Genomic DNA, 13,276 nt, shown 5'->3' with positions numbered 1-13,276 from the left:
TCAAATGGAGAGGTCGCATAGTGGCCGAGTGCGCACGCTTGGAAAGCGTGTAGTCCTTAACGGGGCTCGGGGGTTCGAATCCCCTCCTCTCCTTTGAATTAACTTTTGAGAAAGTTTAGGCTTTAGGCTTGCTATGTCGAAGGATTGTGGTATAATGGGAATAACAAATATAGAAAGGTGGTGAGAAATATCTCGCCACTTTTGTATTGACATTTTGTCCGATAAAGGAATTTTCCTTTATGCAATTATAGTAAAGGAGGGCATTGTTATCGCTAATCAACATATTATCGATACTGTTACGGAGACAGTATCCCCAGTTATCAAGTCGCCGTTTGAACTTGTTGATGTAGAATATGAAAAAATGGGGAGTGACTATATCCTAAGCATTCTGGTTGACAAAGAAGGTGGTATTACGGTTGAAGATACTACTGAGTTGACGGAGATTATTAGTCCACTTTTAGATCAGATTTCTCCGGATCCCTTTCCAGACCAGTATATGTTAGAGGTATCTAGTCCTGGGTTGGAAAGACCACTCAAGACCAAGGAAGCTATTGAAAAGGCGGTAGGTTCCTATGTGAATGTTAGCCTTTATAAGGCTATTGATAAAGTCAAGGTTTTTCAAGGAGATTTGATATCTTTTGATGGGAAAACCTTAACGATTGATTATTTAGATAAGACTCGTCACAAAGTAGTAGATATCCCATACCAGACAGTTGCTAAAGCACGTTTGGCAGTTAAACTTTAACTGATTTTAAAAGTAAGAAAGGAATTTTGCTTTTGCAAGGAATTGCAGAGCATCACAGATTATGAGCAAAGAAATGCTAGAAGCCTTCCGTATTTTGGAAGAAGAAAAACACATTAACAAGGACGATATTATTGAAGCCGTTACAGAATCTTTAAAGTCTGCTTATAAGAGACGTTATGGTCAATCAGAGTCGTGTGTGATTGAGTTTAATGAAAAAACTGGTGACTTTCAGGTCTTTTCAGTCCGTGAAGTTGTCGAAGAAGTTTTTGATAGTCGTTTAGAAATTAGCTTAAGCGATGCCTTAGCTATCAGTTCCGCATATGAATTAGGAGATAAAATTCGTTTTGAAGAATCGGTAGCTGAATTTGGTCGTGTTGCAGCACAATCTGCTAAGCAAACGATTATGGAAAAAATGCGTCGCCAAATGCGTGAAATCACCTACAATGAATATAAAGAGCATGAAGGTGAAATCATGACAGGGACAGTTGAACGTTTTGATCAACGTTTCATTTATGTGAATTTAGGATCACTTGAAGCGCAGCTATCACACCAAGATCAAATTCCAGGAGAAACTTTCAAATCTCATGACCGTATTGAAGTCTATGTTTATAAAGTTGAAAATAATCCGAAAGGTGTTAATGTTTTTGTAAGTAGGAGTCACCCAGAATTTATCAAACGCATCATGGAACAAGAAATTCCAGAAGTGTTTGATGGCACGGTGGAGATCATGAGTGTCTCACGTGAAGCTGGTGATCGGACAAAGGTAGCTGTAAGAAGTCATAATCCAAACGTTGACGCCATCGGAACCATTGTAGGGCGTGGTGGAAGTAACATCAAAAAAGTTATTAGTAAATTTCATCCGAAACGTTACGATGCCAAGACAGGAATTGAAATTCCAGTAGAAGAAAACATTGATGTGATTCAATGGGTAGACGATCCAGCAGAATTTATCTATAATGCGATTGCTCCCGCTGAAGTTGATATGGTTCTTTTTGATGAAATAGATAGTAAACGTGCAACAGTTGTGGTACCTGATAGTAAATTATCTCTTGCAATTGGACGTAGGGGTCAAAATGTTCGCTTAGCAGCCCATTTAACGGGTTATCGTATTGATATTAAATCAGCTAGTGAATATGATGCACTAGAAACTGAACAGGAACACGTCAACACTTCAGAAGAAGTAGAACAAGTTTTACCAGCGACTGAGGAAGAATAAGAAAAGAGGTGTTTTATGCCTAAAGTAAAAAAAATACCTTTACGTAAGTCATTAGTTTCGGGCGAAATTATTGATAAAAGAGATTTGCTTCGCGTTGTAAAAACCAAGGAAGGTGATATTTTTATAGATCCAACAGGTAAGAAAAATGGTCGCGGAGCCTATATTAAGCTTGATAATCAGGAAGCAATTATGGCTAAAAAGAAACAAGTCTTTAATCGTAATTTTGCCATTGATGTACCTGAAAGTTTTTATGATGAATTGATAGCTTATGTAGAACACAAAGTTAAAAGAAGAGAGTTAGGCCTTGAATAATTTAGAAAGATTGGCTAATCTCATTGGTCTAGCGCAACGAGCTGGAAAAGTTGTTTCTGGGGAAGAATTGGTTGTTAAAGCCATTCAAAATCAAAACGTTCAGCTTGTTTTTCTAGCAAACGATGCCGGACCAAATGTAACTAAAAAGATTACAGATAAAAGTAAGTATTATAATGTAGAAGTCTCCACAGTGTTAAATGCACTGGAATTAAGTTCTGCTCTTGGTAAAGCGCGAAAAGTGGTTGCCATAGCGGATGCTGGATTTTCAAAGAAAATGAGGACTCTTATGGAATAGACGAATAGGAGGACACAAATTGTCAAAGAAAAGATTACATGAAATTGCCAAAGAGATTGGTAAAACAAGTAAAGAAGTTGTTGAAAAAGCAAAAGAACTTGGATTAGATGTCAAAAGTCATGCTTCTAGCGTTGATGAATCAATAGCAAGTAAAATTGCTTCAAGTTTTGCAGGCACATCCCAAACGACCACACAGTCAGTAACCAAAGAAGAAGTAAAAACAGACTCAAGGCCGGCTCAAATACAAAAATCTGAAGAGAAAGTAGTCGCTACGACCTCTAAGAGTGAAGAAGTTGGGTCAAGTGCACCTGTTAATCCTGCTCATGCAAGGCCAAAAAGTCGTAACTTTAAAGCTGAGCGGGAGGCTAGGGCAAAAGAACAAGCTGCGCGTCAACAAGAAGGAAAACAAAATCGTTCTAATGATCGCCGTTCTAACAATCGCAACAATGGTCAACAAAATGATCGATTTGCTAGTAAAGGTCAACACCAGAATAGGGAACGTCGATTTGAAGGTAAACCAAATCAATCTGGAAATCAACAAGATAACCGTCAATTTGGCAACCGTGACAATAATCGTCCGACAACAACACCTAATCGCTCAAATGATCGTTTTAAAGATAATAGGCAGCAACAAAATCGGGTTCAACAACAGGCACCGGCTCCTAAAATTGATTTTAAAGCACGGGCAGCTGCTCTAAAGGCTGAACAAAATGCTGAGTATACCAAGCAGCGTGAAAATCAATTTCGTGCTCAAGAAGAAGCTAAACGGCAAGCTCGAATTGCTCAAGAAGAAGCACGTCGTTTAGCTGAAAAGGAAGCTGAAGCGGCTGCGAAAAAAGCAGCTGAGCAAGCCAAAGTAACAACAGCTGAAAGAGTTACACCTGAGGTCGTAACTACTACTCCTAAGCCTGTTGATAAACGTCGTAAAAAGGGACGTCTTGAAAAAGTCAATGACGCTAATCAAGGTCATGACAATGGACCAAAACAAAATAAAAAGAGTTGGAATAATCAGAACCAAGTGAGAAATCAAAGAAATAGTAACTGGAACAAAAAACCTAAAAAAGGCAAAAATAACAGGAATAATAGCGTCGCTCCAAAACCAGTAACTGAGCGTAAATTCCATGAATTACCAAAAGAGTTTGAATATACTGAGGGTATGACAGTTGCCGATATAGCAAAACGGATTAAACGTGAACCAGCAGAAATCGTTAAAAAACTATTTATGATGGGGGTAATGGCAACCCAAAATCAATCTCTAGATGGCGATACCATTGAATTATTAATGGTTGATTATGGTATTGAAGCAAAGGCTAAAGTTGAGATTGATGATGCTGATATCGAACGATTCTTTGAGGATGACTCTTACCTTAATCCAGAGAATCTTGTTGAAAGGGCACCGGTTGTAACCATCATGGGGCACGTTGACCATGGTAAAACAACCTTATTAGATACCTTGCGTAATTCACGGGTAGCTACTGGTGAAGCAGGGGGAATTACCCAACATATAGGAGCCTATCAAATCGAAGAAGCTGGTAAGAAAATTACCTTCTTGGATACACCTGGACATGCTGCCTTTACTAGTATGCGTGCACGTGGGGCTTCAGTTACTGATATCACTATCTTAATTGTTGCGGCAGATGACGGCGTTATGCCACAAACAGTCGAAGCAATTAACCACTCTAAAGCTGCACAAGTTCCGATTATTGTTGCTATCAACAAAATTGATAAACCGGGTGCTAATCCAGAACGTGTGATTGCTGAGCTGGCTGAATATGGTATTATTTCCACAGCCTGGGGTGGTGACTGTGAATTTGTTGAGATTTCAGCTAAATTCAATAAGAATATTGATGTTTTACTGGAAACAATTCTTTTAGTTGCTGAAGTTGAAGAGCTGAAGGCAGATCCAACAGTAAGAGCTATTGGTACTGTTATTGAAGCAAGACTTGATAAAGGAAAAGGTGCTGTAGCAACCCTTCTTGTTCAACAAGGGACACTACACGTTCAAGATCCAATCGTTATCGGTAACACCTTTGGTCGTGTCCGTGCTATGGCAAATGATCTTGGTCGTCGTGTAAAATCAGCCCTTCCATCAACACCTGTTTCTATTACAGGTTTAAATGAAACACCTATGGCTGGCGATCACTTTGCTGTCTATGAAGATGAAAAAGCAGCTCGAGCAGCAGGTGAAGAGCGTGCCAAACGTGCTCTCCTTAAACAGCGTCAAAATACGCAACGTGTCAGTCTTGATAATTTATTTGATACTCTTAAAGCAGGTGAAATTAAGACAGTTAACGTAATTATTAAAGCAGATGTTCAAGGTTCAGTAGAAGCCTTAGCAGCTTCACTCCTCAAAATAGAGGTTGAAGGTGTCCGTGTTAATGTTGTTCATTCAGCTGTAGGTGCGATCAATGAATCTGATGTTACTTTAGCTGAAGCTTCAAATGCTGTTATTATTGGTTTCAATGTTCGCCCTACTCCACAAGCACGTCAACAAGCTGAATCAGATGAAGTTGAAATTCGACTTCATAGCATTATCTACAAAGTTATTGAAGAAGTAGAAGAAGCGATGAAAGGTAAACTGGATCCAGTCTTCAAAGAAAAAATTCTTGGGGAAGCTATTGTTCGTGAAACCTTTAAGGTATCTAAAGTTGGAACAATTGGTGGATTCATGGTTATCAATGGTAAAATAACACGCGACTCTAGTGTTCGTGTTATCCGTGATAGCGTGGTTGTTTTCGATGGCAAAATTGCTAGCTTGAAACATTATAAGGATGATGTTAAAGAAGTTGGTAATGCTCAAGAAGGTGGGTTAATGATTGAAAACTATAACGACCTCCAAGTTGATGACACACTTGAAGCTTATATCATGGAAGAAATTGTTAGAAAGTAAAATAACCTAACAATGATGAATGACTTGATTACTAGGGTTAAGAATAAGAATGTATTATTGTTCTTACTCATTAACCCTTAGAAAGGATAGTTTATGGCAAATCATCGTATAGACCGTGTTGGCATGGAAATAAAACGTGAAGTCAATGAGATTTTACAGAAGAAAGTTCGTGATCCTCGAGTAGAGGGAGTAACGATTACAGAAGTACAAATGCTTGGAGATTTATCGGCAGCAAAAGTGTACTATACTGTAATGAGTGATTTAGCTTCCGACAATCAAAAAGCTCAAATTGGACTTGAAAAAGCAACTGGGACTATTAAGCGTGAGTTAGGTCGTAATTTAACGATGTATAAAATTCCAGATCTTATTTTTGAAAAAGATAATTCCATTGCTTATGGTAATAAAATTGATCAACTCCTTAGAGATTTAGATGCTAAATCTAAGGATTAGAATGAAAAAGGAACTTCAAATGAGGTTCTTTTTTTGTTGTGGAAAACTTATTATTAAATATTTACAATTGTAGACATAAGAGGTATAATATATTTACAGATGTAAACTAAAAACCATGATAAAACAAAGGAGAATAGGATGCTTAAAATTTCAGCCGCTGAATGGCAAGTTATGCGTATTATTTGGGCTAATAATGGCATAAAGAGTTCAGAGATTATAGCTATTCTGAAAGATAATAGTCATTGGTCTCAATCAACAATAAAAACACTCCTAGGAAGGTTAATTGACAAAGGTTTGGTTAAAAGACAAAGAGAAGGTCGTGCATTTATTTATCAAGCAAATACTCAGCAAATGACATACCAAAAGAAAATGCTAGCTGATGATTTTAGCAGAATTTGTCAAAAAGAACACCCCGATTTATTATTAGATTTACTTGCCGATATGCCCATGACTGAGGAGGTTTTAGAAGCCTTTGAAAAACTTTTAGAAGAAAAGTCCGAAAAACTTGTTGCTGATATTCCTTGTAATTGTCGCCTTGGCCAGTGTAAGTGCCACCAGAAAGTAGGTGATTAAATGGCAAAAGAAGAAGTTTATCTTATTGATGGAATGACTTGCGCCTCTTGTGCTCTAACAGTCGAGAAGGCTGTTCAAAAATTACCAGCCACTGAAAAAGCAACAGTCAATTTAGCAACAGAAAAACTAACAATTTCCTATCAAGGGCAGTCTATGAATGCAGAAGATATTATTAAGGCAATAGCTGATGCAGGGTATCAGGCCAGTTTATATAGGCCTAATCAAAATGAAAGTCTTAGTCAAAGGCAAGAAAGGCAGAATAGAAACCTTTGGAAGAGATTTTTATGGTCGGCTCTATTGACATTACCAGTTCTTTATGTCGCAATGGGTTCTATGTTAGGAGCTTGGCTTCCTGAGAGCCTAAATCCTAACTCACAACCTGGAAATTTTGCGATACTACAATTACTTTTTACCTTACCCGTCCTCTACCTAGCTAGAGACTACTATAAAAATGGTTTTACCTCCATATTTAGAGGCCATCCAAATATGGATAGCTTAGTTGCCTTAGCAACTAGTTTTGCTTTTGGTTATAGCTTATTTGCGACTCTTCGAATTTTTCAAGGGGAAAATCACTACCATCATAGCCTTTACTTTGAATCCGTGCTTGTTATTTTAACTTTGATTACCTTGGGTAACTTTTTTGAAAATAAATCAAAAAGTAGAACGTCTCAGGCTATTCAGAAATTGCTCTCTTTAAGACCAACTGAGGTGAGAATAGTCAAGGGTGAAAAGCAAGAATTAGTTCCCCTTGTACAAGTGAGCTTAGGTGATCGTGTCATGATTAAACCAGGCGAAAAAATTCCTGTTGATGGACGTGTGGTTTCTGGCCAATCTTATGTCGATGAGGCTATGCTAACAGGTGAGAGTGTGGCAAGTGCCAAACAAAAGGATAGTCTTGTCTATACCGGAACTATCAACGGACATGGAAATTTGATTGTAGAAGTCACAAAACGAGAATCTGAAAGCTTTTTAGCACAAATTATTAGTCTAGTTGAAACTGCACAAGGGAGCAAGGCGCCAATAGCTAAAATTGCCGATCAAGTATCGGGCATATTCGTACCCATTGTTATTCTTTTAGCGATACTAACTGGTCTATTTTGGCTCTTTATCATGAAAGAAGATATTAGCTTTTCTTTGACAAGTGCCATAGCTGTATTGATTATAGCTTGTCCATGTGCTTTGGGGTTAGCAACACCAACAGCTATCATGGTAGGCTCTGGTCGCGCGGCTGAGAATGGGATTCTCTTCAAAGAAGGAGCATACCTCGAAAACTTGGCTAATATCAAAACGTTGGTATTTGACAAAACCGGTACCATTACTCAGGGACGACCGCAAGTTAGTCAGATAGTACTTTTAGATCAAACAGAAAAAACAATTTTGCAAGAAGTTGCTTCATTAGAGTCACTGTCTGAACATCCTTTAAGTCAGGCTATTCTAGCAAAAGCAGAGGCAGAAGAATGGGCTTTATTACCGGTCCGAGACTTTACAACGATTTCTGGTCAGGGTCTTAAAGGGGAAATTAAGAATCATACCCTACAAGTTGGCAATAGAAGATTAATGACTGAAAATGATGTTATTTTTGACCAACCAATTGAGGAAAAGATTAAAGCCTTGCCACCTCAAGCAACAATTGTTTATGTGGCAAAAGATTATCAACTGAAAGCTCTGATTTTAATTGAAGATCAGATAAAGACAGACAGTCAAGCTACTATTGATGCACTTAAAGCTTCAGGAATCAAACTAGCCTTGTTAACAGGAGACCAAAAGTCGACGGCTAAGGCAATTGCCCAAAAAGTAGGGATTGAAGAGGTCTATAGCGAGGTTTTACCTACTCAAAAAGCCGCTATTATTCAATCGTTACAAGCTAATAAGGAGCTAGTAGCTATGGTCGGGGACGGTATAAATGACGCCCCAGCATTAGCAGTAGCTGATTTAGGGATTGCTATTGGCTCTGGGACGGATATTGCCATTGAATCAGCAGATATTATTTTGATGCATACGCAACTAACAGACTTGCTTAAAGCTATATCATTGAGTCGTCAAACAATTCGAGTGGTTAAAGAAAATTTATTTTGGGCTTTCATTTATAATATTTTGATGATACCAATTGCTATGGGAGTTCTCCATTTATTTGGGGGACCGTTACTTAACCCCATGCTTGCTGCTATGGCCATGAGCTTAAGTTCAATTTCTGTTGTTCTAAATGCTCTGCGATTAAAAACAATCAAATTATAAACTAAAAGGGAGAAAATTATGGAAAAGACGTATAAGATAAGTGGTATGAAATGTGAGGGTTGTGTGAAAACTGTAACTGAAAAACTAGAATCAGTACGAGGGGTTCAGCACGTTGACATTAGTCTAGCAGAAGGAAAGGCAGTTATTACAGGAAATCCTTTTACTTTATCACTTAAGCGCGCTTTAAAAGGAAGTAAATTTACAATTGAAAAGGCCTAGATGATTATTCATTTAGAGACTAGAAAAGGACTTCAAATTTCGAAGTCCTTATTTTTGTGCAATGATAATGTCTGTAAATGTTTGGTAGTCTTCTACAATTTCCTTAGAAATAGTAGAATCTGTTATAACTTGATTGATCTGATCTAATTGGTAGAAAACGGAGAAATCGTAAGTATTAAATTTTTGGCTATCAACTAAAACAAACTTTTTAAAGGAATTATCCAGTGCTAATTTTTGAATTTCACCTTCAGCTTCGTTATAAGTTGCAATATCCTTGCCATAAATACCATTACAACTGATAAAACATTTAGAAAACTTGAGAGAAGAAATGCTCTGATTGGTTAGTGAACCGACAAAAGCACCTGTAATTTCTCTGTATTCACCTCCGATAAGAATTAAATCAATCTTGGGGCTATTTTTTAGAATAGTAAAAACGGGAAGGCTATTAGTGACAATGCGAAGTTGTTTTTGAACTAATCGCTCAGCGAAGAATTCAAGTGTTGTACCTGGGCCGATAAAAATCGTTTCACCATCCTTAACCAAATTGCTAGCAGTGTTAGCAATTTCTTTTTTTTCTTTTGTTTGCACTGATAATTTTTCGGTATTAGACTTTTCGACTTTTGTTGGATAAGCAATGCTTTGTGCTCCCCCGTGGATACGGACTAATTTTCCAGAATTTTCTAATTCATCTAAGTCACGACGAGCAGTCATATCAGAAATTTTTAAAGTTTCGATGATTTCATTGACTGTGATAATTCCCTTAGTGTTTACCATATCCATAATTTTTAGGAGTCTTTCTTTTTTTAACACACTGGTCTCCTTTTTTTCTGTATTTCCTTTTCTAATCATAGCATAAAGGTTTTCTTTTTACAATAATTAGCAAAAACAAACACAAATCAACACAAAAATAAACAAAAAAGTGTTGAATTTTGTTTATTAATATACTATAATGAACGATGTAAACGGTTACTTAAAAATAGTATCGAAATCCTAAAAAAATTTTTAGAAAGGTGGTATTAGATGTCTACAGACATTGTACTTATGAGTGTGACCTCTCAAGATCAATTATTTGACGAGGTAGCTTCTCATCTCCACAAATTACACTATGTCACGGAAGATTACAAAGAAGCATTAAAAAATAGAGAAAAAGAGTTTCCGACTGGTTTGAAAATTGATTTTAAAGATGGTAGTAACATCCATTACGCTGCTATACCTCATACCGAGACAAAGTATTGCTTAACGAATAAGGTGGTTTATGTTAGAAACGAGAACCCTCTTGTTTTTAAACACATGATTGACCCCAGTGAGGACTGCTTGGTTCGTCACTTCTTCTTTATTATCAATTCAAAGAATGACGGGCAAACTAAAATTTTGTCACATTTAATTAGTTTCTTTATTGAGAAGGGGAATATGGAGAAATTAGAACAATGCGGAAATGATTCTAAAGTCATCAAAAACTATTTATTAAAAGAAGGAGTGCTTACAAATGATTAAAGTTTTAGCTGCATGTGGTGCGGGAGTTAACTCTAGCCATCAAATTAAAGAGGCTATTGAAAGACAAATGCTAGAAAGAGGTTATAGTGTCCATTGTGATGCTGTAATGATCAAAGATATCACTGAAGAAATGGTTTCAAAATATGATATTTTTACACCGATTGCCAAAACAGACCTAGGCTTTGATATGCCGATACCAACTGTTGAAGCCGGTCCCATTCTCTATCGGATTCCCGTCATGAGTGAGCCGGTCTTTGCAGAATTAGAGCGGGTCATAAAAGACCATGGATTAAACTAGGTAAGGGGAAGATGATATGCAATCATTTTTAGAAGTAATTAACCATATGCTTACTCCATTAATTAAGATGGGGTCTGGAGTTGTCATGTTAGCTGTCATGACAGGACTTGCGATGGCTTTTGGTGTAAAATTTACTAAGGCTTTGGAAGGCGGGATTAAATTAGCTATTGCTTTAACAGGTATTGGGGCGATTATTGGTATTTTAACAGGAGCTTTCTCTGAATCTTTACAGGCTTTTGTGAAGAACACAGGTATCAGTTTAAATATAATTGATGTTGGCTGGGCTCCATTAGCAACAATAACGTGGGGATCACCATACACGCTTTATTTTCTCCTAGTCATGTTAATAGTCAATATTGTTATGATAATTATGAATAAAACAGACACTCTAGATGTAGATATCTTTGATATCTGGCATCTCTCTATCACTGGTTTATTAATAATGTGGTATGCTGCAAAGAACCATCTCCCGGTTATATTATCACTTTTCATAGCGACCCTCGCAGTCATCTTAGTTGGTGTATTGAAAATTATTAATTCTGATTTAATGAAGCCTACATTTGATGATTTATTAGCAACGGGGCCTAACTCGCCAATGACATCTACCCATATGAATTACATGATGAACCCGATTATCATGGTATTGGACAAAATTTTTGATAAGGTCTTTCCGGGATTAGATAAATATGACTTTGATGCTGCTAAATTAAACAAGAAAATTGGATTTTGGGGTTCTAAATTTTTTATTGGAATGATTCTTGGATTTGTGATTGGAATTATGGGAGATCCTCATTTTAAAATTTTATCAATTAAACATTGGTTTGAACTTGGTTTCACAGCAGGTGCTTGTTTAGAATTATTCTCTCTCATCGGTTCATGGTTTATTGCAGCAGTAGAGCCACTTTCTCAAGGAATTACCAACTTTGCCAATGCAAAAATGGGAGGACGACGCTTCAATATCGGTCTAGATTGGCCATTTATTGCAGGGCGTGCAGAAATTTGGGCGTGTGCCAATATTTTAGCACCTATTATGTTGGTTGAGGCTTTATTGCTGTCAAAAGTTGGAAATGGTATTCTGCCACTTGCGGGGATTATAGCTATGGGGATGACACCAGCCCTACTCGTTGTTACTCGTGGTAGACTAATTCGGATGATTTTATTTGGATCACTTTTATTGCCTTTATTCTTACTCTCTGGAACAATGATTGCCCCATTTGCTACGGAATTGGCTAAAAAAGTAGGAGCCTTTCCTAAGGGGGCACCGGCAGAGTCACTAATCACTCATTCTACGCTTGAAGGCCCCATGGAGAAAATCTTTGGCTATGTTATTGGTCGTGCCACCACCGGGCAAATCGCTGCTCTCATGACGTTAGTAGTCTTTTTAGGGATTTACCTTGGACTCTTTGTTTGGTATGCAAAAGAAATGAAAAAACGTAATGAAGCCTACAAGCTGGCTCAAGATTAGAGAGTAACTATAAAGACGTGACACCAGTAGGAAAGCTATTGGTGTTAGTCTTTAAAGTTTAATAAAGCTTGTAAAGTAAACCCATAGAGTTTGCACATTTTTTAGTAATAAGGAGAAGAAATGACTATTATAATAGGTGCAGATGCACAAGGATATGACTTGAAAAACCAAATCAAAGCTTTCTTAATCAAGGAAGGTTATCAGACTAAAGATATTTCAGACTTAGATAAAGACTTTGTTGATAATACACTAGCTCTTGTTAAAGCTGTGCAAGAATCAGAGGAAAATCTAGGCATCATGATTGATGCTTATGGAGCAGGTCCTTTCATGGTGGCCACTAAACTTAAAGGAATGGTGGCTGCAGAAGTATCCGATGAAAGATCTGCTTATATGACTCGTCAACACAATAACGCTCGAGTAATAACCATCGGATCTGAAATTGTTGGTCAAAAACTGGCAGAAAATATTGTCAAAGCTTTTGTATCAGCTCAATACGATGGTGGGCGTCACCAAATTCGTGTTGACATGCTAAATAAAATGGTCTAAAAAGGAGAATTAAAAGATGAAAATCGCAATTGGCTCTGACCATATTGTTACAAATGAGAAGATGGCGGTAGTAGATTTCTTGAAACAAAAAGGTTACGATGTTATAGATTTTGGAACTTATGACCATACGAGAACGCATTATCCGATTTTCGGCAAAAAGGTCGGTGAGGCAGTGGTTCAAGGACAAGCAGACTTAGGTGTTTGTATTTGCGGGACTGGTGTTGGTATCAACAATGCTGCTAATAAGGTTGCTGGCGTTCGATCTGCATTAGTTCGTGACATGACGACGGCTCTTTATGCAAAAGAAGAGTTAAATGCTAATATCATCGGGTTTGGTGGTAAAATTACTGGAGAGTTATTGATGTGTGATATTATTGATGCCTTCATCAATGCAGAATATAAAGAAACAGAGAATAATAAAAAACTAATTGCTAAAATTGCTAATCTAGAACATCCAGCTACTAACCAAGAAGATCCAGAGTTCTTTACAGAATTTTTAGAACAGTGGGATCGTGGTGAGTATCACGACTAGGAGGCA

At 37.4% G+C, this 13,276-nt stretch carries 15 protein-coding genes and 1 tRNA gene; 15 read left to right on the top strand and 1 reads right to left on the bottom strand.

What is annotated here, in order from left to right; all coding sequences use genetic code 11:
• Positions 1-6 precede the first annotated feature (6 nt).
• From DQM45_RS08315 to DQM45_RS08270, 10 genes are all read left to right on the top strand, one after another.
• A tRNA-Ser gene (locus DQM45_RS08315) sits at positions 7-93 on the top strand.
• A 154-nt stretch (positions 94-247) separates the two neighbouring features.
• Positions 248-745, top strand: a complete 498-nt coding sequence (rimP, locus tag DQM45_RS08310) for a ribosome maturation factor RimP (protein ID WP_167394855.1) — start codon at positions 248-250, stop codon at positions 743-745.
• 61 nt (positions 746-806) lie between these two features.
• Positions 807-1,961 (top strand): transcription termination factor NusA, encoded by a 1,155-nt coding sequence (gene nusA / locus DQM45_RS08305; RefSeq protein ID WP_003084329.1) that lies wholly within the window; start codon positions 807-809, stop codon positions 1,959-1,961.
• A gap of 15 nt (positions 1,962-1,976) precedes the next feature.
• Positions 1,977-2,273 (top strand): RNase P modulator RnpM, encoded by a 297-nt coding sequence (gene rnpM, locus DQM45_RS08300; protein ID WP_003084094.1) that lies wholly within the window; start codon positions 1,977-1,979, stop codon positions 2,271-2,273.
• Positions 2,266-2,568, top strand: a complete 303-nt coding sequence (locus DQM45_RS08295; RefSeq protein ID WP_039984650.1) for a YlxQ-related RNA-binding protein — start codon at positions 2,266-2,268, stop codon at positions 2,566-2,568. The genes rnpM and DQM45_RS08295 overlap by 8 nt, the downstream gene beginning before the upstream one ends.
• Positions 2,569-2,587: 19 nt before the next feature.
• Entirely contained in the window at positions 2,588-5,458 is a 2,871-nt protein-coding gene (gene infB / locus DQM45_RS08290; protein ID WP_003083503.1) for a translation initiation factor IF-2, read from the top strand.
• Positions 5,459-5,551: 93 nt separating this feature from the next.
• Entirely contained in the window at positions 5,552-5,908 is a 357-nt protein-coding gene (gene rbfA, locus DQM45_RS08285; protein ID WP_003083357.1) for a 30S ribosome-binding factor RbfA, read from the top strand.
• 138 nt (positions 5,909-6,046) lie between these two features.
• On the top strand, positions 6,047-6,481 hold the full coding sequence (locus DQM45_RS08280; protein ID WP_003084195.1) for a CopY/TcrY family copper transport repressor: 435 nt from the start codon (positions 6,047-6,049) through the stop codon (positions 6,479-6,481).
• Positions 6,482-8,716, top strand: coding sequence for a heavy metal translocating P-type ATPase (locus tag DQM45_RS08275; protein ID WP_003085784.1), 2,235 nt, complete (start codon positions 6,482-6,484; stop codon positions 8,714-8,716). It begins immediately after the preceding gene.
• A gap of 18 nt (positions 8,717-8,734) precedes the next feature.
• Positions 8,735-8,935 (top strand): heavy-metal-associated domain-containing protein, encoded by a 201-nt coding sequence (locus DQM45_RS08270; RefSeq protein ID WP_039984646.1) that lies wholly within the window; start codon positions 8,735-8,737, stop codon positions 8,933-8,935.
• A 48-nt stretch (positions 8,936-8,983) separates the two neighbouring features.
• Here the strand turns inward: DQM45_RS08270 and DQM45_RS08265 are convergent, their stop codons facing one another.
• Complete coding sequence (locus DQM45_RS08265; protein ID WP_039984644.1) at positions 8,984-9,745, bottom strand: DeoR/GlpR family DNA-binding transcription regulator; 762 nt, start codon at positions 9,743-9,745, stop codon at positions 8,984-8,986.
• A gap of 210 nt (positions 9,746-9,955) precedes the next feature.
• Here DQM45_RS08265 and DQM45_RS08260 point away from each other — a divergent pair, with 210 nt between their 5' ends.
• The 5 genes from DQM45_RS08260 (at position 9,956) to lacB (ending at position 13,270) form a co-directional block, all read left to right on the top strand.
• A complete protein-coding gene (locus DQM45_RS08260) occupies positions 9,956-10,429 on the top strand; it encodes a PTS sugar transporter subunit IIA (RefSeq protein ID WP_003084319.1) in 474 nt (157 codons plus the stop codon).
• On the top strand, positions 10,422-10,727 hold the full coding sequence (locus tag DQM45_RS08255; RefSeq protein WP_003082720.1) for a PTS sugar transporter subunit IIB: 306 nt from the start codon (positions 10,422-10,424) through the stop codon (positions 10,725-10,727). The genes DQM45_RS08260 and DQM45_RS08255 overlap by 8 nt, the downstream gene beginning before the upstream one ends.
• 16 nt (positions 10,728-10,743) lie before the next feature.
• On the top strand, positions 10,744-12,192 hold the full coding sequence (locus DQM45_RS08250; protein WP_003084959.1) for a PTS transporter subunit IIC: 1,449 nt from the start codon (positions 10,744-10,746) through the stop codon (positions 12,190-12,192).
• A 120-nt stretch (positions 12,193-12,312) separates the two neighbouring features.
• Entirely contained in the window at positions 12,313-12,738 is a 426-nt protein-coding gene (gene lacA, locus DQM45_RS08245) for a galactose-6-phosphate isomerase subunit LacA (protein WP_003085745.1), read from the top strand.
• A gap of 16 nt (positions 12,739-12,754) precedes the next feature.
• Positions 12,755-13,270 carry a galactose-6-phosphate isomerase subunit LacB gene (gene lacB, locus DQM45_RS08240; protein ID WP_003083301.1) on the top strand — a complete coding sequence of 172 codons (516 nt, stop codon included), beginning with the start codon at positions 12,755-12,757 and terminating at the stop codon, positions 13,268-13,270.
• Positions 13,271-13,276: the final 6 nt, after the last annotated feature.

The organism is Streptococcus porcinus (assembly GCF_900475415.1).
Lineage (GTDB): Bacteria > Bacillota > Bacilli > Lactobacillales > Streptococcaceae > Streptococcus > Streptococcus porcinus.
The sequence above is the reverse complement of the archived record's forward strand: the minus strand, read 5'-3'. Positions and strand labels throughout refer to the sequence as shown.